Origin of the sequence: Pseudomonas sp. 9Ag, from assembly GCF_902506445.1 — a bacterium.
Lineage (GTDB): Bacteria > Pseudomonadota > Gammaproteobacteria > Pseudomonadales > Pseudomonadaceae > Stutzerimonas > Stutzerimonas stutzeri_AB.
In genome coordinates, this window is sequence record NZ_LR733836.1 from 668,970 (window position 1) to 695,685 (window position 26,716).

The 26,716-nt window shown below is 60.1% G+C and carries 28 protein-coding genes; 16 read left to right on the forward strand and 12 right to left on the reverse strand.

Features of this window, described 5'->3' with window-relative positions:
* Positions 1-4: 4 nt before the first annotated feature.
* From ALTERO38_RS03040 to tldD, 3 genes are read left to right on the forward strand one after another with little or no spacing between them, the layout of a single operon-like run.
* Complete coding sequence (locus ALTERO38_RS03040) at positions 5-3,805, forward strand: YhdP family protein (protein WP_159967229.1); 3,801 nt, start codon at positions 5-7, stop codon at positions 3,803-3,805.
* Between the two features lie 45 nt (positions 3,806-3,850).
* Positions 3,851-4,696: a carbon-nitrogen hydrolase family protein gene (locus tag ALTERO38_RS03045; protein WP_159967230.1), complete on the forward strand. Its 846-nt coding sequence runs from the start codon at positions 3,851-3,853 to the stop codon at positions 4,694-4,696.
* 2 nt (positions 4,697-4,698) lie between these two features.
* Positions 4,699-6,141, forward strand: a complete 1,443-nt coding sequence (tldD, locus tag ALTERO38_RS03050) for a metalloprotease TldD (protein WP_159967231.1) — start codon at positions 4,699-4,701, stop codon at positions 6,139-6,141.
* Positions 6,142-6,178: 37 nt separating this feature from the next.
* On the opposite strand, the gene yjgA is transcribed toward tldD, so the two are convergent.
* Entirely contained in the window at positions 6,179-6,700 is a 522-nt protein-coding gene (gene yjgA, locus ALTERO38_RS03055; RefSeq protein ID WP_159967232.1) for a ribosome biogenesis factor YjgA, read from the reverse strand.
* A 105-nt stretch (positions 6,701-6,805) separates the two neighbouring features.
* Between yjgA and pmbA the strand changes: the two genes are divergently transcribed.
* Positions 6,806-8,152 (forward strand): metalloprotease PmbA, encoded by a 1,347-nt coding sequence (pmbA, locus tag ALTERO38_RS03060; RefSeq protein ID WP_159967233.1) that lies wholly within the window; start codon positions 6,806-6,808, stop codon positions 8,150-8,152.
* A 92-nt stretch (positions 8,153-8,244) separates the two neighbouring features.
* Here the strand turns inward: pmbA and ALTERO38_RS03065 are convergent, their stop codons facing one another.
* The 10 genes from ALTERO38_RS03065 to ALTERO38_RS03110 all read right to left on the reverse strand — a co-directional run bounded on the left by ALTERO38_RS03065 (position 8,245) and on the right by ALTERO38_RS03110 (position 15,370).
* Positions 8,245-8,517, reverse strand: a complete 273-nt coding sequence (locus ALTERO38_RS03065; protein ID WP_102836885.1) for an HPr family phosphocarrier protein — start codon at positions 8,515-8,517, stop codon at positions 8,245-8,247.
* A gap of 8 nt (positions 8,518-8,525) precedes the next feature.
* The gene (gene rapZ / locus ALTERO38_RS03070) at positions 8,526-9,383 is read right to left on the reverse strand and encodes an RNase adapter RapZ (RefSeq protein ID WP_159967234.1); all 858 of its coding nucleotides are present in this window, start codon (positions 9,381-9,383) and stop codon (positions 8,526-8,528) included.
* 131 nt (positions 9,384-9,514) lie between these two features.
* Positions 9,515-9,979, reverse strand: a complete 465-nt coding sequence (gene ptsN, locus ALTERO38_RS03075; RefSeq protein ID WP_148925109.1) for a PTS IIA-like nitrogen regulatory protein PtsN — start codon at positions 9,977-9,979, stop codon at positions 9,515-9,517.
* A gap of 6 nt (positions 9,980-9,985) precedes the next feature.
* A complete protein-coding gene (hpf, locus tag ALTERO38_RS03080) occupies positions 9,986-10,294 on the reverse strand; it encodes a ribosome hibernation-promoting factor, HPF/YfiA family (RefSeq protein ID WP_102836882.1) in 309 nt (102 codons plus the stop codon).
* A gap of 78 nt (positions 10,295-10,372) precedes the next feature.
* Positions 10,373-11,890, reverse strand: coding sequence for an RNA polymerase factor sigma-54 (locus ALTERO38_RS03085; RefSeq protein ID WP_159967235.1), 1,518 nt, complete (start codon positions 11,888-11,890; stop codon positions 10,373-10,375).
* Between the two features lie 145 nt (positions 11,891-12,035).
* Entirely contained in the window at positions 12,036-12,761 is a 726-nt protein-coding gene (gene lptB / locus ALTERO38_RS03090; RefSeq protein WP_159967236.1) for an LPS export ABC transporter ATP-binding protein, read from the reverse strand.
* Positions 12,761-13,306 (reverse strand): lipopolysaccharide transport periplasmic protein LptA, encoded by a 546-nt coding sequence (lptA, locus tag ALTERO38_RS03095; protein ID WP_159967237.1) that lies wholly within the window; start codon positions 13,304-13,306, stop codon positions 12,761-12,763. Before lptA ends, lptB begins: the two co-directional genes overlap by 1 nt.
* Positions 13,293-13,865 (reverse strand): LPS export ABC transporter periplasmic protein LptC, encoded by a 573-nt coding sequence (gene lptC, locus ALTERO38_RS03100; protein ID WP_159967238.1) that lies wholly within the window; start codon positions 13,863-13,865, stop codon positions 13,293-13,295. The genes lptA and lptC overlap by 14 nt, the downstream gene beginning before the upstream one ends.
* Positions 13,866-13,873: 8 nt before the next feature.
* A complete protein-coding gene (locus tag ALTERO38_RS03105) occupies positions 13,874-14,395 on the reverse strand; it encodes an HAD family hydrolase (protein WP_102836877.1) in 522 nt (173 codons plus the stop codon).
* On the reverse strand, positions 14,396-15,370 hold the full coding sequence (locus ALTERO38_RS03110) for a KpsF/GutQ family sugar-phosphate isomerase (RefSeq protein WP_102836876.1): 975 nt from the start codon (positions 15,368-15,370) through the stop codon (positions 14,396-14,398). It abuts the gene before it with no gap.
* A gap of 258 nt (positions 15,371-15,628) precedes the next feature.
* On the opposite strand from ALTERO38_RS03110, the gene ALTERO38_RS03115 reads away from it, so the two are divergent.
* The 11 genes from ALTERO38_RS03115 to hisC all read left to right on the forward strand — a co-directional run bounded on the left by ALTERO38_RS03115 (position 15,629) and on the right by hisC (position 24,229).
* Positions 15,629-16,444: an ATP-binding cassette domain-containing protein gene (locus tag ALTERO38_RS03115; RefSeq protein ID WP_159967239.1), complete on the forward strand. Its 816-nt coding sequence runs from the start codon at positions 15,629-15,631 to the stop codon at positions 16,442-16,444.
* Positions 16,437-17,234 carry a lipid asymmetry maintenance ABC transporter permease subunit MlaE gene (gene mlaE, locus ALTERO38_RS03120; RefSeq protein WP_159967240.1) on the forward strand — a complete coding sequence of 266 codons (798 nt, stop codon included), beginning with the start codon at positions 16,437-16,439 and terminating at the stop codon, positions 17,232-17,234. Before ALTERO38_RS03115 ends, mlaE begins: the two co-directional genes overlap by 8 nt.
* Positions 17,234-17,692 carry an outer membrane lipid asymmetry maintenance protein MlaD gene (gene mlaD / locus ALTERO38_RS03125; RefSeq protein WP_019342622.1) on the forward strand — a complete coding sequence of 153 codons (459 nt, stop codon included), beginning with the start codon at positions 17,234-17,236 and terminating at the stop codon, positions 17,690-17,692. The genes mlaE and mlaD overlap by 1 nt, the downstream gene beginning before the upstream one ends.
* 11 nt (positions 17,693-17,703) lie before the next feature.
* A complete protein-coding gene (locus ALTERO38_RS03130; RefSeq protein ID WP_102836872.1) occupies positions 17,704-18,354 on the forward strand; it encodes a phospholipid-binding protein MlaC in 651 nt (216 codons plus the stop codon).
* Positions 18,347-18,673, forward strand: coding sequence for a lipid asymmetry maintenance protein MlaB (locus ALTERO38_RS03135; protein ID WP_102836871.1), 327 nt, complete (start codon positions 18,347-18,349; stop codon positions 18,671-18,673). Before ALTERO38_RS03130 ends, ALTERO38_RS03135 begins: the two co-directional genes overlap by 8 nt.
* A complete protein-coding gene (locus tag ALTERO38_RS03140; protein WP_102836870.1) occupies positions 18,673-19,155 on the forward strand; it encodes a phosphate-starvation-inducible protein PsiE in 483 nt (160 codons plus the stop codon). The genes ALTERO38_RS03135 and ALTERO38_RS03140 overlap by 1 nt, the downstream gene beginning before the upstream one ends.
* Positions 19,156-19,255: 100 nt before the next feature.
* Positions 19,256-19,495 carry a BolA family protein gene (locus ALTERO38_RS03145; RefSeq protein WP_073298764.1) on the forward strand — a complete coding sequence of 80 codons (240 nt, stop codon included), beginning with the start codon at positions 19,256-19,258 and terminating at the stop codon, positions 19,493-19,495.
* 102 nt (positions 19,496-19,597) lie between these two features.
* Positions 19,598-20,863, forward strand: coding sequence for a UDP-N-acetylglucosamine 1-carboxyvinyltransferase (gene murA, locus ALTERO38_RS03150; protein WP_102836869.1), 1,266 nt, complete (start codon positions 19,598-19,600; stop codon positions 20,861-20,863).
* Between the two features lie 111 nt (positions 20,864-20,974).
* A complete protein-coding gene (gene hisG, locus ALTERO38_RS03155) occupies positions 20,975-21,604 on the forward strand; it encodes an ATP phosphoribosyltransferase (RefSeq protein WP_159967241.1) in 630 nt (209 codons plus the stop codon).
* A 131-nt stretch (positions 21,605-21,735) separates the two neighbouring features.
* Positions 21,736-23,046 (forward strand): histidinol dehydrogenase, encoded by a 1,311-nt coding sequence (gene hisD, locus ALTERO38_RS03160; RefSeq protein ID WP_159967242.1) that lies wholly within the window; start codon positions 21,736-21,738, stop codon positions 23,044-23,046.
* Positions 23,047-23,173: 127 nt separating this feature from the next.
* Positions 23,174-24,229 (forward strand): histidinol-phosphate transaminase, encoded by a 1,056-nt coding sequence (hisC, locus tag ALTERO38_RS03165; RefSeq protein ID WP_148925105.1) that lies wholly within the window; start codon positions 23,174-23,176, stop codon positions 24,227-24,229.
* Between the two features lie 264 nt (positions 24,230-24,493).
* Here hisC and algW read toward each other — a convergent pair whose 3' ends face one another.
* Positions 24,494-25,651: a Do family serine endopeptidase AlgW gene (gene algW, locus ALTERO38_RS03170; protein ID WP_159967243.1), complete on the reverse strand. Its 1,158-nt coding sequence runs from the start codon at positions 25,649-25,651 to the stop codon at positions 24,494-24,496.
* Positions 25,652-25,864: 213 nt separating this feature from the next.
* Between algW and ALTERO38_RS03175 the strand changes: the two genes are divergently transcribed.
* Positions 25,865-26,623, forward strand: a complete 759-nt coding sequence (locus ALTERO38_RS03175; RefSeq protein WP_159967244.1) for a Nif3-like dinuclear metal center hexameric protein — start codon at positions 25,865-25,867, stop codon at positions 26,621-26,623.
* Positions 26,624-26,716 lie beyond the last annotated feature (93 nt).

Sequence of the window (26,716 nt, forward strand, 5' to 3'; positions counted from 1 at the left end):
CCGTATGAGTCGGCTCTTGGCTTTCGTACTCGCCGCATTGCGCCGCAGTCTCTGGCTGGGTGCAATGGGCCTGATGTTGCTTGCGCTCTATGTGAGCCTTGGCCGACAGCTCGTGCCGCTGGCGGCTGAATATCGCCTCGAGGTACAGAACGCCGCTCGCGACCTGCTCCATATGCCGGTTACGCTCGGCGAGCTGGAAGGCCGCTGGCAGGGTTTATCTCCAGAGCTGGTGGCGCACAACGTGATGCTTGGTGTAGGCGACGGGGCGGTACGGCTGGATCGCTTGGCACTGGTCCCCGACGTTTCAGGCAGTCTCATGGCACGACAGCTGAAGCTGGACACCGTGGAATTTGCCGGCCTTCATCTCAGCATTGTGCAAACCGCTGACGGTCAATGGCGGGTCGATGGGCTGCCCGAGCGCGGCGATCAGCCGCCGCCGGACCTGCAGAAGCTGGTCACCCAGTTGCAGAGCGTCGGGCGTCTGCGGCTGCTGGACAGCCAGGTTACCGTCGAGGCTCACGATCAAGCGCCGATGACCTTGACCTATGCCAACCTTCAGTTGCGAACCCAAGGGCAGCGTCTGTGGCTGGACGGCCGTCTTTTGCTACCTGACGGCCAGCCCCTTAGTTTGCATGCCGAGGCATGGGCTCAGTCGAACGACTGGCTGGGGAGTAGAGCAGAACTGTACCTCAGCCTGCCGCAAAGTGATTGGGCCAACTGGCTGCCGGCCAGTCTGACGGGCAGCTGGAACCTCGCAAAACTCCAGGCGGGTGGCGAGATGTGGTTCGAGTGGCACGACCGCCGCTTGTCCCGGGCGGTGGCTCGGCTGAATTCACCGGCTTTGCGGCTGGGTCGGCTGTCCCTTGATCCGGTGCAGATGAATGATCTGGTGGTCAACGCCTACCTGGATCACGCGAGCGATGGCTATCGACTTCAACTTGACGGGTTGGCTTTTACCTTCGAGGAAGGTCGCTGGCGGGATACGACGCTGGTTGCCAGGCAAGACATGGCCAAAGACAGCTGGCATCTGCTGGCTGACCGCATCGCTGTTGCCCCGGTGGCTGAGCTGGTCCAGGCAATGATGCCACTGCCGGAGCGGGCCAGTGAATATCTGCAAGGGCTTGGGCCCAGCGGAACGCTGCGCAATCTGCAGGTCGACTACCGGCCTGCGCTGGGTGGCGACGAGCGTCTGGCTTTCACTGCCAATCTTGATGCGATCAGTATCGCGGCGCATGAATGGGTTCCGGCGATACGCAATGTGAGCGGCGCGGTACGAGGCAACCTGGGCGGCGGAGAGCTGCGTTTCGACAACCGTGATTTCGAGCTGCATCTGGCCAAGCTGTTTCCACGTCCCTGGGACTATCGGCGTGCCCGTGGGACCTTTCGTTGGGCCCTTGATGATGAGGCGGTCACCCTTGCTGCTCCTTACTTGCAGGTAGAGGGAGAGGAAGGCGATATCGCCGGTGATTTCCTGATACGTCTGATGCGCGATCCCGCGGCAGAAGACTACATGGACCTGCGTGTCGGGCTCTCGGATGGCGATGCGCGCTTCACCGAAAAATATTTGCCGACACGTTCGCCGGCGCTAAGCCCGGCTTTGACCGAGTGGCTCAATACGGCGATTCGAGGCGGCACCGTTGAGCAGGGTTATTTCGAGTATCAGGGTGCGCTGGCCGGCGAAGCGGCTGCCACAGCGCGCAGCCTGAGTCTGTATTTCAAGGTGAAAGACGCCGAGCTGGCGTTTCAGCCCGGTTGGCCAGTGTTGCGTGACGGTCGCGGAGAGGTGCTCATCGAGAACAGCGGTGTGCGCGTGCGCCTCGCGGAGGCCCGGATGCTCGACAGCCGCGTGCACGACGCCACGGCTGAGATTCTCCGCAACCATGACGGCCAGCCGCCTAGGCTGGATATCGATGGGCAGGTGGACGGCCATGTTCGGGATGCGTTGACCCTGATGCAGGTCGCGCCCATCGGCACAAACGGGATATTCGCCGACTGGCGAGGCGATGGGCCCCTGAACGGTACGCTCAGGCTCGGGATTCCATTGGCAAAAGGCGGACAGCCTCAGGTTGATGCCGAGTTTTCCACCGCCAATGCCTCACTGTTCATTGCACAGGCGAATCTGCAGGTCGACGCGTTAAGGGGTGACTTTCGCTATGAAAGCGAGCGCGGGTTCAGCGCGAAGACGTTCAGTGGCCAAACCTTGGGCAGTGCGATCAAGGGCAGGGCGACGGCGACCGGCGCGCCGGGCACGCCATCCACGCGAATCGAGGCGGCAGGAACAGTTGGTGTGTCACCCTTGTTGGCATGGCGAAAGATTGAACAGCCCGTCCCCGTGTCTGGGCAACTACCCGTTCGGTTGAGTCTCTTTCTGAGCAGTGCTGACAATCATCTGCAGGTTGATTCTTCGCTCTTGGGAACCTCTCTGGCGTTGCCTGAACCCTTCGGTAAATCAGCTGGGGATCGGCGCGACACCACATTGCGAATGACCTTTGGCGGTGAGCGACAGCGCTATACGCTTAGATATGACGCCCTCGCAGCACTCACTTTTGTTGCGCCAAGCGAAAACTGGCGCGACGGGGGCGGCGAGCTGGTGCTCGGTGGCGCCGCAGCGAACCTGCGCACCGACCAGGGATTCTACGTGCGTGGCAGTGTGCCGCGGTTTGATCTGAGCGAATGGCAGGCGTTGAGCGATCAATATGCTGGCGCGGCGACAAATCCAGGTAGCTCGATGTTACGACGAGCACAGCTCCAGATAGGCGTTTTCTCCGGATTCGGCACCGAGGTTGATGATCTTCGTGTCGACTTGCGGCGTCGTTCTGCGGGGTGGCTGCTTGGCTTGCAGAGCGAGACCGTGGCCGGGAACGTCCGCTTGCCGGATGCCGAAGACCGCCCGATTGTGTTGGGCCTCTCGCACTTGCGCTTTCCTGCAGCCGAGCCAAAAGAAGGTGACGCGCCGCCGCAGGACCGCCTGGCCGGCGTCGATCCAAAGGATCTTCCAGCAGTGGATATCTCGGTAGACAGGTTGTTCTTGGGCAATGAGCTGCTGGGGGCGGGCGCAATGAAAATTCGCCCCAGCGCCGAGGGGGTCTCATTTCAGGACCTCGACCTGGATCTCAAGGGGATCAAGCTCAAGGGGAGCGGCGGATGGGACGGTGAAAGAACCACCTACAAGGGGCGGCTTGCGGGCGGCAATCTGGCCGACGTGTTGCAGGCCTGGGGTTTTGCTCCTTCGACCACAAGCGAGGACTTCAGGCTGGACGTGGACGGGGGCTGGTCCGGCTCACCGGCTTTCTTCGCCTTGAATCGATTCTCCGGCCGGCTCGACGCCCGGTTGCGTAAAGGTCAGCTCAGGGAGGTGGATGGTGGCGCGCAGGCGCTGCGGGTCTTCGGTTTGCTGAATTTCGACTCGATTGGTCGACGGCTGCGGCTGGATTTTTCCGATCTGTTCAGCAAGGGGTTGAGCTATGACCGAATCAAGGCCGAGTTGCGTGCGACAGACGGCGTTTACGTGACGGCTGAGCCGCTAACGGTCGACGGGCCGTCCAGCAACCTGGAGCTAGACGGTCGGTTGAATCTTGTCGAAGATCGGATCGATGCCAAGCTGTTGGTGACACTCCCGGTCAGCAACAACCTGCCGTTGGCCGCGCTGATTGTCGGCGCGCCAGCCATCGGCGGCGCGCTGTTTGTGGTCGACAAATTGCTTGGCGATAAGGTCGCACGCTTCGCGACTGTTCAATACAACGTCGAGGGACCCTGGAAGTCGCCAAAGATCACCTTCGACAAGCCCTTTGAAAAGCCCAACTGAGCCTCGTTCCGGCAGTCGGGCGCTGCGTTCAAGTGAGCACCTAACATGACCCTCGCGGTTATTCAGATGGCCAGTCAGGCCGACATTCAGGCGAATCTCGCTAACGCCAGAAGGCTTTTGGAAAGCGCCGCTGAAGCGGGTGCGCAGCTCGCGGTGCTACCGGAAAACTTTGCAGCCATGGGGCGAGCCGATCTGCCGGCGGTCGGACGCGCCGAAGCCGAGGGCGCCGGACCGATTCTTCCGTGGTTGAAACAGGCAGCGATAGACCTCAGGTTATGGATAGTGGCTGGCACCTTGCCGCTGCCCGCCGATGGGCAGCCACGTTCACAGGTCAGGGCGTGCTCTCTGCTCGTTGATGATCAGGGGCAGCAGGTGGCGCGCTACGACAAGCTGCATCTATTCGATGCGCAGGTCAGCGATTCACGCGGTCGCTATAGGGAGTCGGATGATTACGCGGCCGGCGATCGCCTGGTGGTGGTCGATACGCCGTTCGGTCGGCTGGGCATGAGTGTCTGTTACGACTTGCGTTTTGCCGAGCTGTATACGGCCCTGCGTCTGGCCGGGGCCGAGCTGATCAGTGTGCCATCGGCGTTCACCACCGTTACTGGCCAGGCGCATTGGGAGATGTTGTTGCGTGCGCGGGCTATCGAGACGCAATGCTATATGCTGGCGGCAGCGCAGGGTGGCGAACACCCGGGCGGACGGTTGACCCATGGCCATTCGTCTATCGTGGATTATTGGGGGCGTGTGATAAGCGAGCAAGCTGTCGGCGAGGCGACGTTGGTTGTCGGACGAGACACAGCTGAGCAGGCGGCGACGCGTCAACGTATGCCGGTGGTGGATCATCGTCGTTTTACCGCGCCCCGTATCGTTTCGGGGACTTTGGAGTAGATATGAGTGAACTGTTGTTACCTGTCACCGAGCGTTTGCTGACCCCCGGCGGGCTGGCTCTCGATGATCTGCCCGAGTTGCTTGGCGAATTGGCGGGCCCAGGCATCGACGCCGCCGATCTTTATTTCCAGGATCAGGTCACCGAATCCTGGGTGCTGGAAGATGGAATCGTGAAGGAGGGTGGCTTCCATCTTGAGCAGGGCGTGGGTGTTCGCGCGCTCTCCGGCGAGAAGACCGGTTTCGCCTACAGCAATGCAATCACCACTGAAGCGCTACGGCAAGCCGCCGAGGCGGCGCGATCAATCGCCAGAAGCGGTGAGCAGGGGCGCGTCAAGGTCCTGTCCAAAGCCGCTTTTTCGCCGCTGTACGGTCAGGATAATCCGCTGGACGGACTTGGTCGGGCGGAAAAGGTCGAGCTGCTCAAGCGGATCGACGTTGCCACTCGGGCCCTGGATCCGCGTATCAAGCAAGTCACGGTGAGCCTGGCGGGTGTCTGGGAGCATATTCTGGTGGCCGGTCTGGACGGCGGTATGGCAGCCGACATAAGACCCCTGGTGCGCTTCAATGTCAGTGTCATCGTCGAGCAGAACGGGCGTCGCGAGCGCGGCGGCCAGGGCGGTGGCGGCCGTACCGGTTATGAGTATTTCCTCAGCGAGGATCGGGCGATGGGCTATGCCCGTGAGGCCCTGCGTCAGGCACTGGTGAATCTGGAAGCCATTGCTGCTCCCGCCGGCACACTGCCGGTGGTGTTGGCACCCGGCTGGTCCGGGGTCTTGCTGCACGAGGCGGTCGGACATGGGCTGGAAGGCGACTTCAATCGCAAGGGCAGTTCGGCCTATAGCGGCCGGATGGGCCAGCAGGTTGCGTCCAAGTTGTGCACCATCGTCGATGACGGCACGCTGGCCAATCGTCGTGGCTCGCTGAGCGTCGACGATGAAGGCACGCCGACCCAGTGCACCACGCTGATCGAGAACGGAATACTCAAGGGGTATATCCAGGACAAGCTCAACGCGCGCTTGATGGGGGTTGCCCCTACCGGAAACGGGCGTCGCGAGTCCTATGCACATCTGCCCATGCCGCGGATGACCAACACCTACATGCTGGCGGGCGAAAGCGACCCCGAGGAGATCATTCGTTCGGTCAAGAAGGGCATCTACTGCGCGAGTCTTGGCGGCGGGCAGGTGGACATCACCAGCGGCAAGTTCGTGTTTTCGACCAGCGAGGCGTACCTGATCGAGGACGGCAAGATTACCGCGCCGGTGAAGGGCGCGACCCTGATCGGCAACGGACCGGAGGTCATGAACAGGGTTTCAATGGTGGGTAACGATCTGGCGCTGGACAGCGGCGTCGGTACCTGCGGAAAAGACGGCCAGTCGGTACCGGTCGGTGTAGGCCAGCCGACTGTGAAAATCGATGGGATCACAGTCGGAGGAACCGGGGCCTGAAGCGCCGTGCTGGACGCGAGTAGACCTGCGCTATCGGTTAGCGCAAGCCTCGTTGGGTTTCGTCCAGCTCGCGGATGTATTTGAAAATCTTGCGGCTGGCCGCCGGCGGTTTGTTTCGCGCCGCTTCGTGCTGGGCATGACGGATGAGGCTGCGCAGGTGCTGACGGTCAGTTTCAGGATATTCGGTGAGGAAGGCTTCGAGGGTCTCGTCGTTGCCCGCGATCAAGCGGTCTCGCCAGCGCTCCAAAGCGTGGAAGCGCTCGTTGTACTGGCGGGTCGAGGCATCGAGTTGATCAACCAGGGCGAGAATGGCGTCGACATCTTGATCACGCATCAGCTTGCCGATGTATTGCAGATGGCGTTTGCGCGCGATATGCGCGGTGTGTTTTGACGAGTCAGCGAGTGCTTTGCGCAGTGCATCGGTAAGCGGCAGACGGTCTAGCACATCGGGTTTGAGGGTAGTAAGGCGTTCACCCAGATCCTGGAGAGCATGCAGTTCGCGCTTGACCTGGGTTTTGCTTTTTTCCTCGAAACCGTCGAGATCGGAAATATCAGACATGGGGCTGGTCCAGTAGGTAATGCCGCCATGATAACAGCAGCCTGGCGACGGGGCTCAGCCGAGCACAGCTGGCTGCAACTTGATCGAATCAGCGTTGGAGTATGTATGAATGAAGTCGAGGGTATCGGTCCGCACGCGTTGCCAGGCTTGCGTGAACAGGTCGCGAAAATCCTAGAAGAGGCCAGCCGACAAGGGGCCAGTGCCTGTGAAGTCTCGGTCTCGATGGAGCAGGGTCTGTCGACGACGGTTCGTCAGCGGGAAGTGGAAACAGTCGAATTCAATCGCGATCAGGGCTTCGGTATCACGCTTTACGTCGGCCAGCGCAAAGGGTCGGCGAGCACCACCGGCAGCGGCGACGAAGCGGTTCGCGAAACCGTGGCTGCGGCGCTGGCGATTGCCAAACATGCGTCGGCCGACGAATTTGCCGGGCTCGCCGACCCGGCACTGATGGCTCAAGATGTGCCGGATTTGGACCTTTATCATCCCTGGCAGATCGCCCCCGACCAAGCAATCGAACTCGCGCTCAGCTGCGAGGCGTCGGCCTTCGCCACGGACAAACGCATTCTCAATGCCGACGGTACCAGCCTGAGCACGCATCAGGGCTGCCGCGGTTATGGCAATAGCAATGGCTTCATCGGGGCTTACTGCAGTTCGCGTCACAGCCTTAGCTGCGTGATGATTGCCGAGTCCGATGGGCAGATGCAGCGGGATTATCACTACGATGTCTCCCGGGTATCAGGTGACTTGGCCTCTGCGGAGTCGATTGGTCGGCGTGCTGCCGAGCGTGCCGTTCGCCGCTTGGGCGCGCGTCCCGTACCGACCTGCGATGTGCCGGTGCTGTTTTCTGCAGAGCTTGCTACGGGGGTTTTCGGGCACTTCCTTGCGGCGATTTCTGGAGGCAATCTCTATCGGCAGTCGTCCTATCTGGAAGGCGCGCTGGGGGAGGTATTGTTTCCTGAATGGCTCAATCTGGACGAGCGACCGCTTCTGCCACGTGGTCTGGCCAGCTCGGCATATGACAGCGATGGCTTGGCGACCTATGCCAAGCCGTTTGTCGAAAATGGCCAGCTGGTCTCTTATGTGCTGGGTACCTATTCAGGCCGCAAGCTGGGCATGCCCAGCACCGCCAATGCGGGCGGGGTGCATAACCTGTTCGTTACCCAGGGTAACGAGGACCAGGCTGAGCTTATCCGCCGTATGGGCCGCGGGTTGTTGGTCACCGAGCTGATGGGACAGGGCTTGAATCTGGTGACCGGGGACTATTCGCGTGGTGCTGGCGGCTTCTGGGTTGAGAACGGCGAAATCCAGTTTCCTGTGCAGGAAGTCACCATTGCGGGCAACCTGCGAGACATGTTCCGCCAGATCGTTGCGGTGGGTTGTGATGTTGAACGGCGCAGTAGCATTCACACCGGGTCGGTATTGATCGAGCGAATGAAAGTGGCGGGGCAGTAGCAATTAGCTGCAAGCGGCATGCAGAGCGACAAGGTAATAACTAGGAGATGCCGGCAGGTATCTGGCTCGAAGTAGCGGCCGCGCTAGCAGCGTTATTCACCTTCCTCGAAATAGTCTTCGATCAAGGCGATCAGCGCTGCAAGCGCTTCGTGCTCCTGGTCGCCCTGGGTGTGCAGGTGCAGCGTGGTGCCTTTGCTGGCGGCAAGCATCATGACTGCCATGATGCTTTTGCCGTCCACCCTGCTTGCAGGGCTGCGACCGACCCGAATGTCACAGGGAAACTGATTGGCAACTCCGACGAACTTCGCTGCCGCTCGGGCATGCAGGCCAAGCTTGTTGATGATGGTAACTTCGCACGAAGGCATGTGGGTTCCTAAGCCAGGTCGCGATGCCGGACCTGGACGTTCTTCAGAGGTTCGCGCAGCGCTTGGCCCAGCCGCTCGGCCAGATACACCGAACGGTGGTGCCCACCGGTACAGCCAATGGCGACAGTGACATAGGCGCGGTTGCTGGCAGCGAAGCGCGGAAGCCATTTGCTCAGGTAGGCAAGGATGTCCTGAAACATTTCCTCTACGTCCGCCTGCCCGGCGAGATAGTCGATCACGAGCTGGTCCAGTCCGGAAAAATCGCGCAGATCGGCTTTCCAGTAAGGGTTAGGCAAACAGCGCACATCAAACACCAAGTCGGCATCGACAGGCATGCCTCGCTTGAAACCGAAGGACTCGAAGAGAAAAGCGGTACCCGGTTCAGGCTTGTTCAGCAGGCGCAGCTTTAGCGTGTCTCGTAGCTGATAGAGATTCAGGTGTGTGGTGTCGATCTTCAGGTCGGCATGATCGATGATGGGCGCTAGAAGCAATTCTTCGTCACGGATAGCTTCGGCCAGGGAGCGGTTCTGATTGGTCAGCGGGTGCCGCCGACGCGTCTCCGAAAAGCGTTTCAGCAGCGTATCGTCCGCCGCATCTAGATAAAGCACATCGCATTGGATGTAGCGGGCACGGACGTCCTCGAGCAGCTCGGGGAAACGTTTCAGCTGACTCGGCAGGTTGCGCGCGTCGATCGACACTGCGACTTGGGGCTGCAGCAACTCTGTGTGCAACAGGGCCCTTTCCGCCAGCTCTGGTAGAAGGCCGGCGGGAAGGTTGTCGATGCAGTAGAAACCATTGTCCTCAAGTACGTCCAAGGCAGTGCTTTTGCCGGACCCAGAGCGCCCACTGACGATGATCAGGCGCATCGAGCAGCGCCGATAGGCCGAGCTCGGCCACGAGGAGATTGCTGCGCGTAGCCGCAGCAGGTTGTGTGCAGGCAGATAGGGGGCACGTCTTTTTCCTCACTCAGCGATGGGCGATGGAGGGTTGCTGCGCCCTAGTGACCGTTCTGGATGTCGACCACGGCCTGGTATAGCTCATGACCCGACGTGGCCCGGCGCAGCCGGTCACGAACTTCTTCGCGATCCAGCATGCTTGCAATCTGACGAAGCAGCTCGAGATGTTCGTCGGTGGCTGCCTCCGGCACCAACAATACAAACAAGAGGTCGACAGGCGCGCCGTCGATGGCGTCGAAGTCCACCGGTGTATCGAGCTTCAACACTGCACTGAGCGGTGATGTGCAGCCAGGCATACGGCAGTGCGGTATTGCGATGCCGTTGCCGAAGCCGGTAGAGCCAAGTTTTTCCCGGGCGATGAAGCTTTCGAAAATCGCTTGGCTGTCTATATCGGGCAGGTCCGCGCCGAGAACCTTGGCAATCTGTTCCAGAACGCGCTTTTTGCTGCCGCCCGGAACGCCAACCAGGGCGCGTCCGGGGGTCAGTATGTTTTCAATACGGATCATGATGGGTCAGCGAGCCAGGGCGCCCTGATGGTGGTCGAGCTGCTTTTCTTTATGTTTGATCAATTGCCGATCGAGTTTGTCGGCAAGCAAGTCGATTGCTGCGTACATATCCTCATGCTCGGCATTGGCAACGACCTCTCGCCCCGCTACGTGCAGCGTGGCCTCGGCCTTTTGCCTGAGTTTTTCGACTTGAAGGATGACTTGTACGGCAATGATGCGGTCGAAATGGCGTTCTATCCGCTCGAATTTCTCCTCGACGTAGTCACGCAGGGCTTCAGTGATTTCAAGGTGAAGGCCAGTGATGTTGACTTGCATACTGCATCTCCTATTGCCACGTGCGAATTGACGGGCTGAACACCCGTCGCCGGAACAAATCCACCAGGTCGCCTGGTGCTACATCAACCGCTTGCGCTCGCTTGAGGGGGCGATCCCGAGTGACTCGCGGTACTTGGCTACGGTGCGGCGCGCAACTTGAATCCCTTGTGCCTCCAGTAGACCAGCGATCTTGCTGTCGCTCAATGGCTTTTTCTGGTTTTCCGCGGCCACCAGTTTCTTGATGATTGCGCGAATGGCGGTGGACGAGCACTCGCCACCTTCAGCAGTGCTCACATGGCTCGAGAAGAAGTATTTGAGTTCGTAGATACCGCGGGGCGTGTGCATGAACTTCTGCGTGGTGACCCGTGAGATCGTCGACTCATGCATGCCCACCGCTTCGGCGATATCGTGCAACACCAGTGGTTTCATGGCTTCGTCGCCATGTTCGAAAAAGCCACGCTGGTGTTCGACGATCTGGGTGGCCACTTTCATCAGCGTTTCGTTGCGGCTGAGCAGGCTTTTGATGAACCAGCGGGCTTCTTGAAGCTGGTTGCGCATGAAGGTGTTGTCGGCGCTCGAGTCGGCACGTTTGACGAACCCGGCATACTGAGCGTTCACCCGCAGGCGCGGCATCGCCTCCTGATTCAGTTCGACCAACCAGCGGCCATTGTGCTTGCGCACGATTACGTCAGGCACGACATACTCAGGCTCGCCTGCTTCGATCTGCGAGCCTGGGCGCGGGTTGAGGGTCTGGATCAAGTCGATGATCTGGCGCAGCTCGTCTTCTTTGAGCTTCATGCGACGCATCAGCAGGCTGTAGTCGCGCGCGCCAAGAGTATCCAGGTGATCGCTGACCAAGCGCACCGCTTCGCTTAGCCACTCGGTACGCTCGGGGAGCTGGCGAAGCTGCAGCAGCAGGCATTCGCGCAAGTCGCGCGCGCCGATGCCAGCGGGCTCGAACTGCTGGATGCGGCGCAGCACCACTTCGACCTCATCGAGTTCGATTTCAAGTTCCGGGTCAAACGACTCGAGGACTTCCTCGAGCGTCTCGTCGAGATAACCCTGGGGGTTGATGCAGTCGATCAGGGTGGCTGCTATGAGACGGTCGGTGTCGCTCATCGGTGCGAGGTTGAGCTGCCAGAGCAAGTGGCTTTGCAGGCTTTCCCCTGATGATGTGCGGGTAGTGAAATCCCATTCATCATCGTCGTTGCTCGGCAGGCTGCTGGCGCTGGTTTGGTAGATGTCTTCCCAGGCGGTGTCGACTGGAAGCTCGTTAGGGATACGATCGCCCCAATCGCCGTCCTCGAGGTTCTCCACCGTGTTGATGGGCTCCTCGTAATGATTATCGGGCTCGTTGTGCTCGGGCGAGTCGGTTGTCGGGCTTTCGCTTTTCTTTTCGATCGACTCGGCCATCGGGTCGGAGTTATCGAAATCTTCTCCGTCTTCTTCGCGCTCGAGCATGGGGTTGGAATCCAGCGCCTCCTGAATCTCCTGCTGAAGATCGAGTGTGGATAGCTGGAGCAATCGTATGGCTTGTTGCAGCTGCGGTGTCATCGTCAGCTGCTGGCCCATCTTCAGGACTAGCGATGGTTTCATGGCAGAGGACTTCGAACCTTGTTTGCCGGCGCAACCGCGCCTGTTCCGATTTCGCTGGCGCCGCGCGCCGATGTAAGCAAATTATATGCCTGGCAACGAAGCCTTTGCCTAGCCCTGTAGCTGCGTAGAGCAGAAAAAACCGCTATCAAAGTCGGAATTCGTGCCCCAGATAGACTTCCTTCACCAGTTGGTTGGCGAGGATGGTCTCTGCATCGCCCTCGGCGATCAACTGGCCGTCATTCACGATATAGGCGGTTTCACAGATATCCAGAGTTTCGCGGACGTTGTGATCGGTGATTAGGACGCCGATGCCCTTGGCCTTGAGATGATGGATGATCTGCTTGATGTCGCCGACCGAAATCGGATCAACGCCGGCAAAGGGTTCATCGAGCAGGATGAACTTGGGCGCCGTGGCCAGGGCGCGGGCAATTTCAACGCGGCGCCGTTCGCCACCCGATAGGCTCATGCCGAGACTGTCGCGGATGTGATGGATGTGAAATTCCTGCAGCAGACCTTCCAGGGCCTGTTGGCGACCGTTGCGGTCAAGGTCCTTGCGCGTCTCCAGGATGGCCATGATGTTGTCAGAGACCGAAAGCTTGCGAAAGATCGATGCTTCCTGCGGTAGGTAACCAATGCCCGCGCGTGCACGGCCATGCATGGGGAGGTGCGTCACATCTTGGTCGTCGATCAGTATACGGCCCTGATCGGCTTTGACCAATCCAACGATCATGTAGAAGCAAGTGGTTTTGCCGGCGCCGTTAGGCCCCAGCAGTCCGACGATCTGTCCGCTTTCGATCGACAGGCTGACATCACGTACGACCTGACGGCTCTTGTAGCTCTTCGCTAAATGCTGGGCCTTGAGAATCGCCATTACTCGGGCTGCTCCGTTGCCGGCTCTTTCTTGCGAGGCTGGATAACCATGTCCACGCGTGGGCGGGGTGTGGTGACATCGGCATTGGTGGCGCGACCAGCATTGACGATCTGTCGCTGGGTGTCATAGACGATCTTCTCGCCTTCGAAGGTATTGCCTTCCTGGACGACCTTGGCCTGGTCGATCAGGACGATGCGTTCGTTCGCGGCAAAATACTGAATCGTTAGGCCGTAAGCCTTGACGATCTCCTTGTCTGCAGCCGGTTTCTGTTCGTAGTAGGCCGGTTTGCCGATGGAGGTGAACACCTCGACATCGCCATTCTGGTTCTGAGTGATGGTCACAGTGTCGCCTGTGATCTTCATTGTTCCCTGGCTAATGACCACGTCGCCGCGGTACACGGCTACGCCTTGCCGGTCGTCCAGCTCAGCGGTATCGGCCTGAACACGGATAGGCTGGTTGCGATCCTCGGGAAGTGCGTGGGCGTTCGCGCCAAGTAAAAAAATGCCTAAACCGATCAGGAGGGGGAGGGTCTTAACGCAGCTCATGCTGGCCTCTTACGTTGGATAGCAGGAGCATCCTGCCTTCGTCTAGATACGCTTTCATGCCCGTAGCGGTCGTCACACCGTTTGCGGCGACGATTCTAACGGGTTGCCTAGTCTCGGCATAATCCTTCTCGGGAAGGACGGTCATCCGGCTGGTAGTGATGATGGTCGGGCGCCCCTTGGCATCGTTGCGTTCGACCTTGACGTTATCGATCAACTCAACTTCCTTGCCTTGCGGGCCGACCTCGCCGCGTTCACTGGTGACATGCCACGGCAGCTCGGAACCGCGAAAGGAGCGCAGGTCCGGGCGGGTCAGTAAGCTGACATCGCTGGCCTTGATATGCTCTACCTTTTCCGCAGTCAGCTCATAGTTACGCTTGCCGTCCGGCTGGTATTGGACTGTGCGTGAATTGGTGACGTAGAAGTCAATGGGCGATTCTATGCCCTGGGTTATCGGCGCCTCCTGCATAAAGCTCTCAGGGCGAACGTTCCAGTAGCCGATCGCGACCAGAAGCAGTGCGATCAGCAGCAGAGTGGCGGGGAAGCGGAGCCTGCTTAGCATGGTTGCCTCTAGAGGTAAGCGGCCTGAGCCGCATCGAGATTGCCCTGGGCGCGCATGATCAGTTCGCAGAACTCTCGCGCCGCGCCCTCGCCACCACGGGCGGCTGTCACGCCGTGGGCATGCTGGCGAACGAACGCATCGGCACTGGCGACGGCCATGCCCAGGCCTACCCGGCGCATTACCGGCAGGTCAGGCAGGTCATCGCCTAGGTAGGCGACTTCAGCGTAGTCGAGACCGAGTTCGCCGAGCAATTCGTCGAGCACCACCAGCTTGTCTTCACGTCCCTGATACAGGTGCTGAATGCCCAGGTTTTGCGCCCGGCGCTCAACCACAGGCGTCTTGCGGCCGCTGATGATCGCGGTGCGTACGCCGGAGTTGATCAGCATCTTGATGCCGTGGCCGTCCAAGGTATTGAACGTCTTGAATTCGCTGCCGTCGACAAGAAAGTACAGCTTGCCGTCGGTTAGCACGCCGTCCACATCAAATATGGCCAGGCGAATGTCGCGAGCACGTCGTAGCAGATCGTTCACTTACATCACCCCTGCGCGCAATAGATCGTGCATGTTCAGCGCACCGATTGGCCGGTCGTTTTCGTCAACCACCACCAGCGCGTTGATCTTGTTGTCTTCCATGATTTTCAATGCTTCGGCGGCAAGCATGTCGGCATGCGCTGTCTTGCCGTGAAGCGTCATGACCTGATCGATGCTTGCCTGGCGAACGTCGATGCCCTTGTCCAGCGTGCGGCGTAGGTCGCCATCGGTGAAGATTCCGGCCAGGCGGCCGTCTGCCTCCACGACCGCCGTCATGCCGAGGCCTTTTTGAGTCATTTCCAACAAGGCTTCGCGCAGCGATGTGCCGCGGCTGATCAGAGGTAGACGATCACCAGCATGCATCACGTGCTCAACTTTCAGCAGAAGGCGTCTGCCCAATGCGCCGCCCGGGTGTGAAAAAGCGAAGTCCTCGGCGGTGAAACCGCGTGCTTCCAATAGCGCGATTGCCAGCGCGTCACCGAGTACCAGGCTGACAGTGGTCGATGAAGTCGGTGCCAGGTTCAGCGGGCAGGCCTCGATGGCGACGCTCGCATCGATGTTGACCGCCGCTGCCTTGGCAAGCACCGACTCGGGATTGCCGGTCATGCTGATCAGGGTGATACCGAGGCGCTTGATCAGCGGCAGTAATGTCACGATTTCGCTGGTGGTCCCTGAATTGGACAGGGCCAGCACCACGTCGTCATGCGTGATCATGCCCATGTCACCGTGGCTGGCCTCGGCTGGGTGGACGAAGAATGCCGTGGTGCCGGTGCTGGCGAGCGTGGCGGCGATCTTGTTGCCGACGTGCCCAGACTTACCCATGCCGACGACGACGACGCGGCCCTTGCACTGCAGGATGAGCTCGCAGGCTTTGACGAAATGTTCATCGATGCGTGTGCTGAGTTGCTCCACCGCCTCAATTTCCATGCGAATGGTGCGCTGGGCAGTCTCGATCAGCTGGCTGCTCTGGCTCATGTCTGTGATCGCCTGAATGAAAACGCGCGATTATAGCGGCAAACCTCGCACTGCCCACTGAAAAGCGTCGTGCTGATCGTCGCGCCTGTAACTGAACCCAGGCTGAACAAATGTGCGCTCGCTCATGCATCGATACAGAGACTGGCTTGGGAGGCCCATAGCGCGGTGCTATAGTTCGCGCCGCTAAAAACGGCTCTGCGAAGTACCTCCGAAAGAGCGGAGGGCGTCTGATTCGCAGGCTGTATCCGAGGAGATCCAATGAGCGCCGCCAACGCTAACGCCGTCGAGCTGAAGGGTGTCACCTTCAAGCGCGGTGAGCGGAGCATTTTCAATAACGTTGACATAGTCATTCCCCGCGGCAAGGTCACGGCCATCATGGGCCCTTCCGGCTGCGGCAAGACTACGTTGCTGCGCCTGATCGCTGCCCAACTCAAACCGACCCATGGCGAGGTCTGGGTGGCGGGCACCAATTTGCCGACGCTGTCGCGCCGCGAGCTGTTCGACATGCGCAAGCAGATGGGTGTGCTCTTCCAGAGCGGCGCCTTGTTCACGGACCTCGATGTGTTCGAAAACGTCGCCTTTCCGCTGCGCGTTCATACCAAACTGCCTGAAGAGATGATCCGCGACATCGTTCTGATGAAGCTTCAGGCGGTTGGCTTGCGCGGCGCGGTCGAGCTGATGCCCGAAGAGCTGTCGGGAGGGATGAAGCGGCGGGTAGCGTTGGCGCGCGCGATTGCGCTGGATCCTCAGATTCTGATGTACGACGAGCCGTTCGCGGGCCAGGACCCCATCGCCATGGGCGTTCTGGTGCAGCTGATTCGATTGCTTACCGACGCGCTGGGGATCACCAGCATCGTTGTCTCCCACGATTTGGCCGAAACGGCGAGCATCGCTGACTACATCTATGTGGTGGGAGACGCCCAGGTACTGGGGCAGGGCACGCCGGCAGAGCTTCACGAGTCGACCAATCCTCGGATTCGGCAGTTCATGAAGGGGGCTGCGGATGGTCCCGTGCCTTTCCACTTTCCGGCGCCGGCGTATGCCGATGATCTGTTGCGAGGCACCGATGCGTAAGCGTTCCTTGATCGAACGGATCCGTCTGGTTGGTGAGGGTGGAATGAATGTGGTCGCAGCGCTGGGGCGTGCGACACTGTTTCTTTTTCACGCCTTGTTCGGTCCCAGTGGCCTGGATAATCGATTTTCGCTGTTGGTGCGGCAGCTCTATTCCGTAGGTGTGCTCTCGCTTGCGATTGTTGTGGTCTCCGGTGTGTTCATCGGCATGGTGCTGGCCCTTCAGGGCTATAGCATTCTCAGCAGCTATGGCTCTGAGCAGGCCGTTGGGCAGATGGTGGCGCTTACGCTATTGCGCGAATTGGGACCTGTGGTCACCGCGCTGTTGTTCGCCGGCCGCGCGGGATCCGCGTTGGCAGCCGAAATCGGCAACATGAAGTCCACCGAGCAGCTGTCCAGTCTGGAAATGATCGGTGTCGATCCGTTGAAGTACATCGTCGCACCGCGACTATGGGCCGGCTTCATATCCCTGCCATTGCTCACCCTGATTTTCAACGTGGTCGGCATCTGGGGCGGGGCTATGGTTGCGGTGGACTGGCTCGGAGTTTACGAAGGCTCGTTCTGGGCCAACATGCAGAACAGTGTTGTCTTTGCCACTGACGTGCTCAACGGCGTCGTCAAGAGCCTGGTATTCGCCGTTGTGGTGACCTGGATCGCGGTGTTTCAGGGCTATGACTGCGAGCCCACTTCCGAAGGCATCAGTCGCGCCACCACACGAACCGTCGTCTATGCCTCGCTGGCCGTGCTCGGCCTCGACTTTATTCTGACCGCCTTGATGTTTGGAGATTTTTGATGCGTATCCGCACCCTGGAAATAGGTGTTGGTCTGTTCCTGCTGGCGGGCGTTCTGGCCTTGCTGTTGCTGTCGCTGCGGGTCAGTGGCCTGAACGTCGACAGTACCGACACCTACAAGCTTTATGCCTATTTCGACAATATTGCCGGTCTGAGTGTCCGATCCAAGGTCACCATGGCTGGCGTGACCATCGGTAAGGTGACCGCCATCGATCTGGACCGCGAAAGCTATACGGGACGTGTCACGCTGGAGGTTCAGAAAGACGTCGATATCCTGCCGACGGACTCAACCGCTTCGATCCTGACGGCCGGGTTGCTCGGCGAGAAATACGTCGGCATCAGCGTCGGTGGTGAAGAAGAAACGCTTGGTGATGGCGATACGATCCGCGATACCCAGTCCTCTTTGGTGCTGGAAGAGCTGATCGGCAAGTTTCTACTCAATTCGGTCAATAAAGAGTGAGGTGCAACCCCATGATGACTGCCCTGCGTCGCGGTTTGCTGGTACTGCTGGCGGCCTTTCCACTGCTGGTCCAGGCGGCGCCTAGCGCCCATGAGGTGATCCAACGGACCACCGACGAACTGCTTGCCGATCTCAAGGCAAACAAGGAGCAGTATCGGCAGGACCCTAGTGCGTTCTACGATTCGCTCAACGACATTCTCGGGCCGGTGGTGGATGCCGAAGGGATTTCACGGAGCATCATGACTGTGAAGTACTCGCGCAATGCCACTCCGGCGCAGATGACGCGCTTCCAGGAAAACTTCAAGCGCAGCCTGATGCAGTTCTATGGAAACGCGTTGCTGGAATACAACAATCAGCAGATCAAGGTCCTGCCCGCCAGTGGCAGGCAGGATCCCGAGCGCACCAGTGTCGGCATGGAGGTGACCGGTCGCCAGGGCGAGATCTATCCGGTCTCCTACACCATGGTCAATCATGGCGGGAATTGGATGGTTCGCAACGTGATCATCAACGGCATCAACATCGGCAAACTGTTCCGTGACCAATTTGCCGACGCCATGCAGAAAAACAACGGCGACCTGGACAAGACCATCGATGGCTGGTCCGAGGTGGTGGCGCGCGCCAAGGACACCGAGGCGGGCCAGCGGGCGGCGGGCGATGAGTGACGGACGGGTTGAGCGAGGCGCTGGCGGTGAGCTTCGCCTGGCCGGCGTGCTTGACTACCAGTCCGGCCCGGCTCTGCGACGGCAAGGCCAGGCACTGATTCGTCAGGCCAAGGGCACACGTATCTCGGTTGATTGCAGTGCGGTTGAGCGATCCAGCAGTGTCGGCTTGTCGTTGCTGCTGGCTTTCACGCGCGACGCGCAGAAACAGGGCGATGAGCTCGTCGTTACCGGGCTGCCTGGAGATATGCGGGAGCTCGCCCGGGTGTCCGGTTTGCTTGATGTCTTTTCGTTTGCGAGCGAAACAGAGGGAGCTGTCTGATGTTGCTGCGCTGGGCGGAATCGACGCGGGCCAAGGTGCATTCGGCCGCCGAGTCATTGGGTAATCTTCTGGTCGAGACCTTCCACTACCTGTCGCTGTTCGCGATTGGAGCTGTGACCGCCTGGGCTGGTCTAGTCGCGTTTCTGGGGATGGTGGAAAAGGGCAGCATCAGCGTTGATGACATTCTGCTGCTGTTCATCTATCTCGAACTCGGTGCGATGGTGGGTATTTATTTCAAGACCAACCACATGCCGGTGCGGTTCTTGATCTATGTGGCAATCACAGCATTGACCCGGCTGCTGATCTCTGATGTCTCGCACCATCACCGTCCGGACATGGGTGTCGTCTATATTTCCGGAGCAATCCTGCTACTGGCGGTGGCTATCCTGGTGGTGCGCTTCGCGTCATCCCGTTTTCCCGCTGTAACGCCAGCCAGCCGGCATCCGCAGCGGCGTGACGCCGATGCCGAAACGCTCGACTGATATGCGGCTTCGTCAGCCAGCGTGGCTGCGGGGTTCGCAGTCTCCGGGCTTTTTTGTATGATGGCCGGCCGTGCGCGTCCGGCGCCGATCGAGGTTGAACATGCAGGCCGTAGAAGTTAAGAATTTCCTGGAAGAAAAACTTTCAGGCGCTCAGGTGGAAGTCGAAGGCGAGGGCTGCAACTTCCAGTTGAATGTGATCAGCGACGAATTGGCAGGCCTGAGCCCGGTCAAGCGTCAGCAGCAAATTTATGCACATCTCAATCCGTGGATTGCGGATGGCAGCATCCACGCCGTTACGATGAAATTCTTCAGTCGTGCCGACTGGCTTGCGCGCAGCTGATTGCCGGTCACTACAGGCATCTCTCCGTCCGCGCGCGATTGCTGATATCGCGCACGGCTCTTCTTCGCCAGTGCTTCGAGCCTGCGGGTTACGGGAACATTCATGGATAAATTGATCATTACCGGCGGTGCCCGCCTCAATGGCGAGATTCGCATCTCCGGCGCGAAGAACTCGGCTCTCCCGATTTTGGCCGCTACCTTACTGGCCGACACCCCGGTGACCGTCTGCAACCTGCCGCACCTGCACGACATCACCACCATGATCGAGCTGTTCGGTCGCATGGGCGTGCAACCGGTTATCGACGAAAAACTCAGCGTTGAAGTCGACGCCAGCAGCATCCAGACACTGGTCGCGCCGTACGAGCTGGTCAAGACCATGCGGGCTTCGATCCTCGTTCTGGGACCAATGGTGGCTCGGTTCGGCGAAGCCGAAGTGGCACTGCCTGGCGGTTGTGCCATTGGTTCGCGTCCTGTGGATCTGCACATTCGCGGTCTGGAGGCGATGGGCGCTCAGATCGACGTCGAGGGCGGCTACATCAAAGCCAAGGCGCCAGCCGGTGGCTTGCGCGGTGCCCACTTCTTCTTCGACATCGTCAGCGTCACCGGTACCGAGAACATCATGATGGCCGCGGCACTGGCCAACGGCCGTTCCGTGCTGGAGAACGCCGCGCGTGAGCCGGAGGTGGTCGACCTGGCCAACTTCCTCAACGCCATGGGTGCGCAGATCTCCGGCGCCGGCACCGATACCATCACCATCGACGGCGTGAAGCGTCTGGGGGGCGGCCGGTACAGCGTGATGCCCGACCGCATCGAGACTGGCACCTATCTCGTGGCTGCTGCCGCTACCGGCGGACGGGTAAAGCTCAAGGACACCGATGCAACCTTGCTTGAGGCGGTGTTGCACAAGCTCGAGGAGGCCGGTGCCCACATCGATACTGGCAGCAACTGGATCGAGCTCGACATGAAGGGCAATCGGCCCAAAGCGGTAAATCTCCGCACAGCGCCGTACCCGGCTTTTCCGACCGACATGCAGGCGCAGTTCATTGCCATGAATGCGGTTGCTGAAGGCACTGGGACAGTTATCGAGACCGTGTTCGAGAACCGCTTCATGCACGTCTACGAAATGAATCGCATGGGCTCGCAGATTCTCGTCGAAGGCAATACCGCTATTGTGACCGGTGTACCCAAGCTTAAAGGTGCTCCGGTCATGGCGACCGACCTACGCGCGTCAGCGAGCCTGGTCATCGCGGGCCTGGTGGCTGAGGGCGATACCTTGATCGACCGCATCTACCACATCGACCGCGGTTACGAGTGCATCGAGGAAAAGCTGCAATTGTTGGGCGCCAAGATTCGCCGCGTCCCGGGCTAGCTGCCGGAATAGGCCGCCGGCTCACTGCTGGCGGCCAGGGCCGAGACCTGCTGCACCTGTGCGGGCCGCTGCCAAGGTCGTCATCAATAGGCTTCAAGGAATAAACCGTTAATGCTCACCATCGCCCTGTCCAAAGGCCGCATCCTCGACGATACCCTGCCGTTGCTTGCGGCGGCCGGTATCGTTCCCACCGAGAACCCGGAAAAAAGCCGCAAGCTGATCATCCCGACGACGCAGGACGACGTGCGTCTGCTGATCGTGCGGGCCACCGATGTGCCGACCTATGTCGAGCACGGCGCAGCTGATCTCGGCGTCGCGGGCAAGGACGTGCTGATGGAATATGGCGGGCAAGGGCTATACGAGCCTCTCGACCTGCAGATCGCCAACTGCAAGCTGATGACGGCTGGAAAGGTTGGCGCAGCAGAGCCCAAGGGACGACTGCGAGTCGCGACTAAATTCGTCAACGTTGCCAAGCGCTATTACGCCGAGCAAGGGCGGCAGGTCGACATCATCAAGCTTTACGGCTCTATGGAACTCGCGCCGCTGGTGGGATTGGCAGACAAGATCATTGACGTTGTCGACACCGGCAATACGCTGCGCGCCAATGGATTGGAGCCTCAGGAGCTGATCGCAATGATCAGCTCGCGTCTGGTGGTCAACAAGGCCTCGATGAAAATGCAGCATGCGCGCATCCAGGCCTTGATCGATGCGCTCCAGAGCGCCATTGCACACCACGATTGATCAAAGGCCGGACGGTTCGCGGCCGGCCAGCCGATGCGCGTCACAGCCTAAATTTTTAGGTGCCCGCGCGGTCGGCTTGTTAATCTAGGGCGCCTGACCATCGCTGTACTCATCCCTTCATGAGGCCCGTTATGACTGCTCCCATCGACATCCGCCGACTCAATGCTGCTGATCCCGATTTCGCGCGACATCTGGATCATCTGCTGAGCTGGGAAAGCGTGTCTGATGATGGCGTCAATCAGCGTGTGTTGGACATTATCAGGGCAGTACGCGAGCGTGGTGATGACGCGTTGGTGGAGCTGACCCAGCGCTTCGACGGCCTTGAAGTCGCCTCCATGGCTGACCTGATTCTGCCGCGCGAACGGCTTGAACTGGCGCTGACGCGGATCAGCCTGGCTCAGCGTCAGGCGTTGGAAGCCGCCGCTGAGCGTGTCCGCATCTACCATGAAAAGCAAAAACAGGACTCCTGGACCTACACCGAAGCTGACGGCACCGTGCTTGGTCAGAAGGTGACGCCGCTCGATCGCGCGGGGCTTTACGTGCCGGGTGGCAAAGCATCTTATCCTTCATCAGTTTTGATGAACGCCATTCCGGCAAAGGTTGCCGGGGTGCCGGAAGTCGTGATGGTGGTCCCCACGCCTCGCGGTGAGATCAACGAACTGGTCTTGGCAGCGGCGTGCATTGCTGGCGTCGACCGGGTATTCACCATCGGTGGCGCTCAAGCCGTCGCGGCGCTGGCCTACGGGACCGAAAGCGTGCCGCCAGTCGACAAGATCGTCGGGCCTGGCAACATCTACGTCGCGACGGCCAAGCGTCACGTATTCGGCAAAGTCGGCATCGATATGATCGCTGGCCCTTCCGAGATCCTGGTGGTGTGCGACGGTCAGACCGATCCCGACTGGATCGCTATGGATCTGTTTTCCCAGGCCGAGCACGACGAGGATGCGCAGTCGATACTGGTCAGTCCGGATGCAGCTTTTCTTGATCGTGTTGCTGAAAGCATTTCCCGTTTGCTGCCCAGCCTTGAGCGTAGCGAGATCGCTCGCGCCTCGCTGCAGGGGCGCGGGGCATTGATTCAGGTTGCCGACATGCAGCAGGCGATCGATGTCGCTAACCGCATTGCGCCGGAGCACCTCGAGCTGTCGGTGGCTGATCCCGATGCGTGGTTGCCGCAGATTCGACATGCAGGGGCGATCTTCATGGGCCGCTACACGGCCGAGGCGCTGGGCGACTATTGCGCAGGCCCGAATCACGTCCTGCCGACGTCGGGCACTGCGCGCTTCTCGTCACCCTTGGGTGTTTACGATTTCCAGAAGCGCTCGTCGATCATCAACTGTTCGGCCGAAGGTGCGTCCGAGTTGGGCAAGGTCGCCTCGGTGCTGGCGCGCGGCGAGTCGCTTACCGCTCACGCCCGCAGCGCCGAGTACCGAATCAAGGGCTAACTGAGCGTCGCAACCAAGCGGAGCGGTCGAGGCTTCGCTTGTTCTGTTTTGCCAGCCCCACCGGTAGGGAGCTGTTCGTCGCTTCCACTGGCGGCAAATCGATCATTTTCTGAGGAGAGAAGGGCGGATGAGCAAATTCTGGAGCCCCTTCGTCAAGGCGCTGGTTCCCTATGTGCCAGGTGAGCAGCCAAAGCTGACCAATCTGGTCAAGCTCAACACCAATGAGAACCCCTACGGCCCCTCGCCCAAGGCGCTTGCAGCGATGCAGGCCGAGCTGAATGACAACCTGCGGTTGTATCCCGATCCGAACGGCGAGCGCCTCAAGCGCGCTGTTGCTGATTACTACCACGTTCGCCCTGAGCAGGTTTTCGTCGGCAATGGCTCCGACGAGGTGCTCGCCCACGTTTTCCACGGGCTGTTCCAGCATGGCAAGCCGCTGCTGTTCCCCGATGTGACCTACAGCTTCTACCCGGTCTATTGCGGCCTGTATGGCATCGACTACGAGACCATCGCGCTGGACGACCGTTTTCAGATCGAGGTAGCCGATTACGCCCGGCCCAACGGGGGCATCATTTTCCCCAATCCCAACGCGCCGACGGGTTGCTTGCTGGCGCTTGAGGCGATTGAGCAGCTGCTGCAGGCAAACCCCGATTCGGTGGTTGTGGTCGACGAGGCCTACATCGACTTTGGCGGTGAGTCAGCAATCGCGCTAGTGGACCGCTACCCGAACCTGCTGGTCACCCAGACGCTTTCCAAATCGCGCTCCCTGGCAGGGCTGCGAGTCGGTCTGGCGGTAGGGCATCCGGATCTGATCGAGGCGCTGGAGCGCATCAAGAACAGTTTCAACTCTTATCCGTTAGACCGTATTGCCATTGCCGGCGCAGCGGCAGCATTCGAAGATCGCGCCTATTTCGAGCAGACCTGTCAGCAGGTGATTGCGAGTCGTGAGGCCGTCACGGTAGCGATGCAGGCGTTGGGCTTTGAGGTACTGCCCTCGGCGGCGAACTTCATCTTCGCGCGCCATCCGCAGCACGATGCTGCTGCGCTGGCGGCCGGGCTGCGCGAGCACGGCGTCATCGTGCGGCATTTCAAGATGGGGCGAATCGACCAGTTTCTGCGGATCAGTGTCGGGGCGCCGGAGCAAAATCAGGCATTGCTCGATGCGCTAAAGCGCATCGGCTAACCCGTGCGCGCTGCGAGCCTCGTGTTGCTTGCAGCGCCTGCCTCTGGTCGGTGGCGATTGCAGCGCGGCTCGCTGTCTCCGAGCCTTGTGCTCGGTGCAGAACCGGGCAATAAGGTAATTGCAAGAGCGTATCGAGCATCTGCGGCGGCCTCTCTACCTTGTTGAGGCGGCGCTAAGGGTTTCGCTTTGTGGCAGCTCGAAGAAATCTACTTGATGAGCGTCGAGTGCGATTAGCGACAGTGACCGCTTTGCCCGAACAGGCGGTTACTGCGTAGTTTTCTCCACCAGTGGCCGCATGCCCACTTCGGCCGTCAGCGTCAGCGGCTTGCCGTTGCGCAGAATGTCGATATCGATCTTGTCTCCAGGCCGCACGCGGGCAACCTGGTTCATCGAGCTGCGACCGTCGCTGGCTTGGTGCCCATCGATGCTGAGGATAAGGTCGCCCGGCAACAGGCCGGCGCGTTCAGCAGGCCCATCCCGATACACGCCGGCCACCACGATCCCGGGCCGGCCGGCCTGACCGAACGACTCAGCCAGCTCCGGTGTGAGCGATTGCACCTCGACGCCGAGCCAGCCGCGAATGACCTGGCCGTGCTCGATGATGGACTTCATCACGTCCATGGCGAGCTTCACCGGGATGGCAAAGCCTATGCCTTGCGAGCCGCCGGACTCGGAAATGATCGCAGTGTTGATACCAATCAGTTGGCCCGCAGTGTCCACCAGTGCGCCACCCGAGTTACCGCGGTTGATCGCTGCGTCCGTCTGGATGAAATCCTCGTAGGTGTTGAGGCCAAGCTGGTTGCGGCCGGTCGCGCTGATGATACCCATCGTCACGGTTTGCCCAACGCCGAACGGGTTACCGATTGCCAGCGTCACGTCCCCAATCCGGATGCCGTCTGAGTGACCAATGGTGATCGCAGGCAGCTTTGCCAGGTCGATCTTGAGCACAGCAAGATCAGTTTCGGGGTCGCTGCCGATCACTCGGGCAAGCGTCTCCCGGCCGTCGCGCAGGGCCACGACGATCTGTTCGGCATTTGCCGTCACGTGATTGTTGGTGAGCAGGTAGCCCTCCGGGCTCATGATCACCGCCGAGCCCAGGCTCGATTCCATGCGACGTTGACGCGGCAGGTTGTCCCCGTAGAAGCGCCGAAACAGCGGATCGTCCTTGAGCATCGGCGGCTGGCTGGCGCTATCGATCACCTTGGTGGTGTAGAGATTGGCCACTGCGGGCGCAGCGCTGCTAACCGCATTGGCGTAGGAGTAGGGGCCTTGCTGGGGAATGCCGATCAGCGGTGCTTGCTGCAGGCTGTATTCCGGCTCGGCGCCAAGTCCAACCAGATGTGGGTAACGCTGAATGATCAGCAGGGCCACTAGCAGGCCTACCAGCAACGGCCAGCCAAAAAAACGCAGGGCATTGATCATCGCGATGGGAAGTCCGGACAGGTTGCGGAAGGCGAGAGCGCCTCTTAAGGTGGCGGCATTATACGAAGCTGGCCGTGAAATGCAGCCTTGCTGGCGGCAAAACTGCAACGCGACCTGTGGATTGCTTAATCCGCAACATATCTGCTGTTTGTCCCGTCTGCTATTCGCCGATGAACCCACTTCGATTCACTGATCCCGTAGGAGAACGACTGCATGGCCGTCGCGCTGACCACTCTGGTCGATGAAGCCGACCGATTCCTGAACGCGGCAAAGATTCCCGACTATTGTCCCAACGGCCTGCAGGTAGAGGGGCGTCCGCAGGTGCGGCGCATCGTCAGTGGCGTGACCGCCAGCCAGGCGCTGCTCGATGCCGCAGTCGAGGCTAATGCCGATGTGGTGCTGGTGCACCATGGCTATTTCTGGAAGAACGAAGACCCACGTGTAGTGGGTATGAAGCAGCGCCGGCTTAAAACGCTGCTCTGCAATGACATCAGCTTGCTGGGCTACCATCTGCCGCTCGACGTTCATCCGGAGGTCGGCAACAACGTGCAGTTGGCTCGCCTGCTTGGGTTGACTGTCGAGGGTGCGCTGGAGCCGGATAATCCTCGTTCGGTCGGGCTTGTCGGTTCCCTTGATACGCCCCTCGCGCCTGTCGAGTTCATGCGGCGGATTCAAAGCGCGCTCGGACGTGAGCCGGTGATGGTCGAAGGCCCTGGCTTGATCAGGCGGGTCGCCTGGTGCACCGGTGGCGCACAGGGCTATATCGACCAAGCGGTAGCAGCAGGCGTCGATGCCTACCTGACGGGAGAAATTTCAGAGCCGACGGCGCACATCGCGCGCGAAAACGAGCTGAGTTTTTTTGCCGCCGGCCATCACGCCACTGAGCGTTACGGCGTGCAGGCGTTGGGTGAGTATCTGGCGAAGCGGTTTGCCATCGAGCATCTGTTCATCGATTGCCCAAACCCCGCGTGATCGGCGCTATGGAGGTTTAGGCGCTGGTTGAAGTGCAACTGAGGCAGGGTTTTGCCCGGCATAAAGCTAGAGCATTTAGATCTAAGTGGCGTC

Bases quoted from the DNA above. Each gene is read 5' to 3' on its own strand.
- ALTERO38_RS03040 (WP_159967229.1), top strand. From the start codon at position 5: ATGAGTCGGCTCTTGGCTTTCGTACTCGCCGCATTGCGCCGCAGTCTC.
- ALTERO38_RS03045 (WP_159967230.1), top strand. From the start codon at position 3,851: ATGACCCTCGCGGTTATTCAGATGGCCAGTCAGGCCGACATTCAGGCG.
- tldD (WP_159967231.1), top strand. From the start codon at position 4,699: ATGAGTGAACTGTTGTTACCTGTCACCGAGCGTTTGCTGACCCCCGGC.
- yjgA (WP_159967232.1), bottom strand. From the start codon at position 6,700: ATGTCTGATATTTCCGATCTCGACGGTTTCGAGGAAAAAAGCAAAACC.
- pmbA (WP_159967233.1), top strand. From the start codon at position 6,806: ATGAATGAAGTCGAGGGTATCGGTCCGCACGCGTTGCCAGGCTTGCGT.
- ALTERO38_RS03065 (WP_102836885.1), bottom strand. From the start codon at position 8,517: ATGCCTTCGTGCGAAGTTACCATCATCAACAAGCTTGGCCTGCATGCC.
- rapZ (WP_159967234.1), bottom strand. From the start codon at position 9,383: ATGCGCCTGATCATCGTCAGTGGGCGCTCTGGGTCCGGCAAAAGCACT.
- ptsN (WP_148925109.1), bottom strand. From the start codon at position 9,979: ATGATCCGTATTGAAAACATACTGACCCCCGGACGCGCCCTGGTTGGC.
- hpf (WP_102836882.1), bottom strand. From the start codon at position 10,294: ATGCAAGTCAACATCACTGGCCTTCACCTTGAAATCACTGAAGCCCTG.
- ALTERO38_RS03085 (WP_159967235.1), bottom strand. From the start codon at position 11,890: ATGAAACCATCGCTAGTCCTGAAGATGGGCCAGCAGCTGACGATGACA.
- lptB (WP_159967236.1), bottom strand. From the start codon at position 12,761: ATGGCGATTCTCAAGGCCCAGCATTTAGCGAAGAGCTACAAGAGCCGT.
- lptA (WP_159967237.1), bottom strand. From the start codon at position 13,306: ATGAGCTGCGTTAAGACCCTCCCCCTCCTGATCGGTTTAGGCATTTTT.
- lptC (WP_159967238.1), bottom strand. From the start codon at position 13,865: ATGCTAAGCAGGCTCCGCTTCCCCGCCACTCTGCTGCTGATCGCACTG.
- ALTERO38_RS03110 (WP_102836876.1), bottom strand. From the start codon at position 15,370: ATGAGCCAGAGCAGCCAGCTGATCGAGACTGCCCAGCGCACCATTCGC.
- ALTERO38_RS03115 (WP_159967239.1), top strand. From the start codon at position 15,629: ATGAGCGCCGCCAACGCTAACGCCGTCGAGCTGAAGGGTGTCACCTTC.
- mlaE (WP_159967240.1), top strand. From the start codon at position 16,437: ATGCGTAAGCGTTCCTTGATCGAACGGATCCGTCTGGTTGGTGAGGGT.
- mlaD (WP_019342622.1), top strand. From the start codon at position 17,234: ATGCGTATCCGCACCCTGGAAATAGGTGTTGGTCTGTTCCTGCTGGCG.
- ALTERO38_RS03130 (WP_102836872.1), top strand. From the start codon at position 17,704: ATGATGACTGCCCTGCGTCGCGGTTTGCTGGTACTGCTGGCGGCCTTT.
- ALTERO38_RS03135 (WP_102836871.1), top strand. From the start codon at position 18,347: ATGAGTGACGGACGGGTTGAGCGAGGCGCTGGCGGTGAGCTTCGCCTG.
- ALTERO38_RS03140 (WP_102836870.1), top strand. From the start codon at position 18,673: ATGTTGCTGCGCTGGGCGGAATCGACGCGGGCCAAGGTGCATTCGGCC.
- ALTERO38_RS03145 (WP_073298764.1), top strand. From the start codon at position 19,256: ATGCAGGCCGTAGAAGTTAAGAATTTCCTGGAAGAAAAACTTTCAGGC.
- murA (WP_102836869.1), top strand. From the start codon at position 19,598: ATGGATAAATTGATCATTACCGGCGGTGCCCGCCTCAATGGCGAGATT.
- hisG (WP_159967241.1), top strand. From the start codon at position 20,975: ATGCTCACCATCGCCCTGTCCAAAGGCCGCATCCTCGACGATACCCTG.
- hisD (WP_159967242.1), top strand. From the start codon at position 21,736: ATGACTGCTCCCATCGACATCCGCCGACTCAATGCTGCTGATCCCGAT.
- hisC (WP_148925105.1), top strand. From the start codon at position 23,174: ATGAGCAAATTCTGGAGCCCCTTCGTCAAGGCGCTGGTTCCCTATGTG.
- algW (WP_159967243.1), bottom strand. From the start codon at position 25,651: ATGATCAATGCCCTGCGTTTTTTTGGCTGGCCGTTGCTGGTAGGCCTG.
- ALTERO38_RS03175 (WP_159967244.1), top strand. From the start codon at position 25,865: ATGGCCGTCGCGCTGACCACTCTGGTCGATGAAGCCGACCGATTCCTG.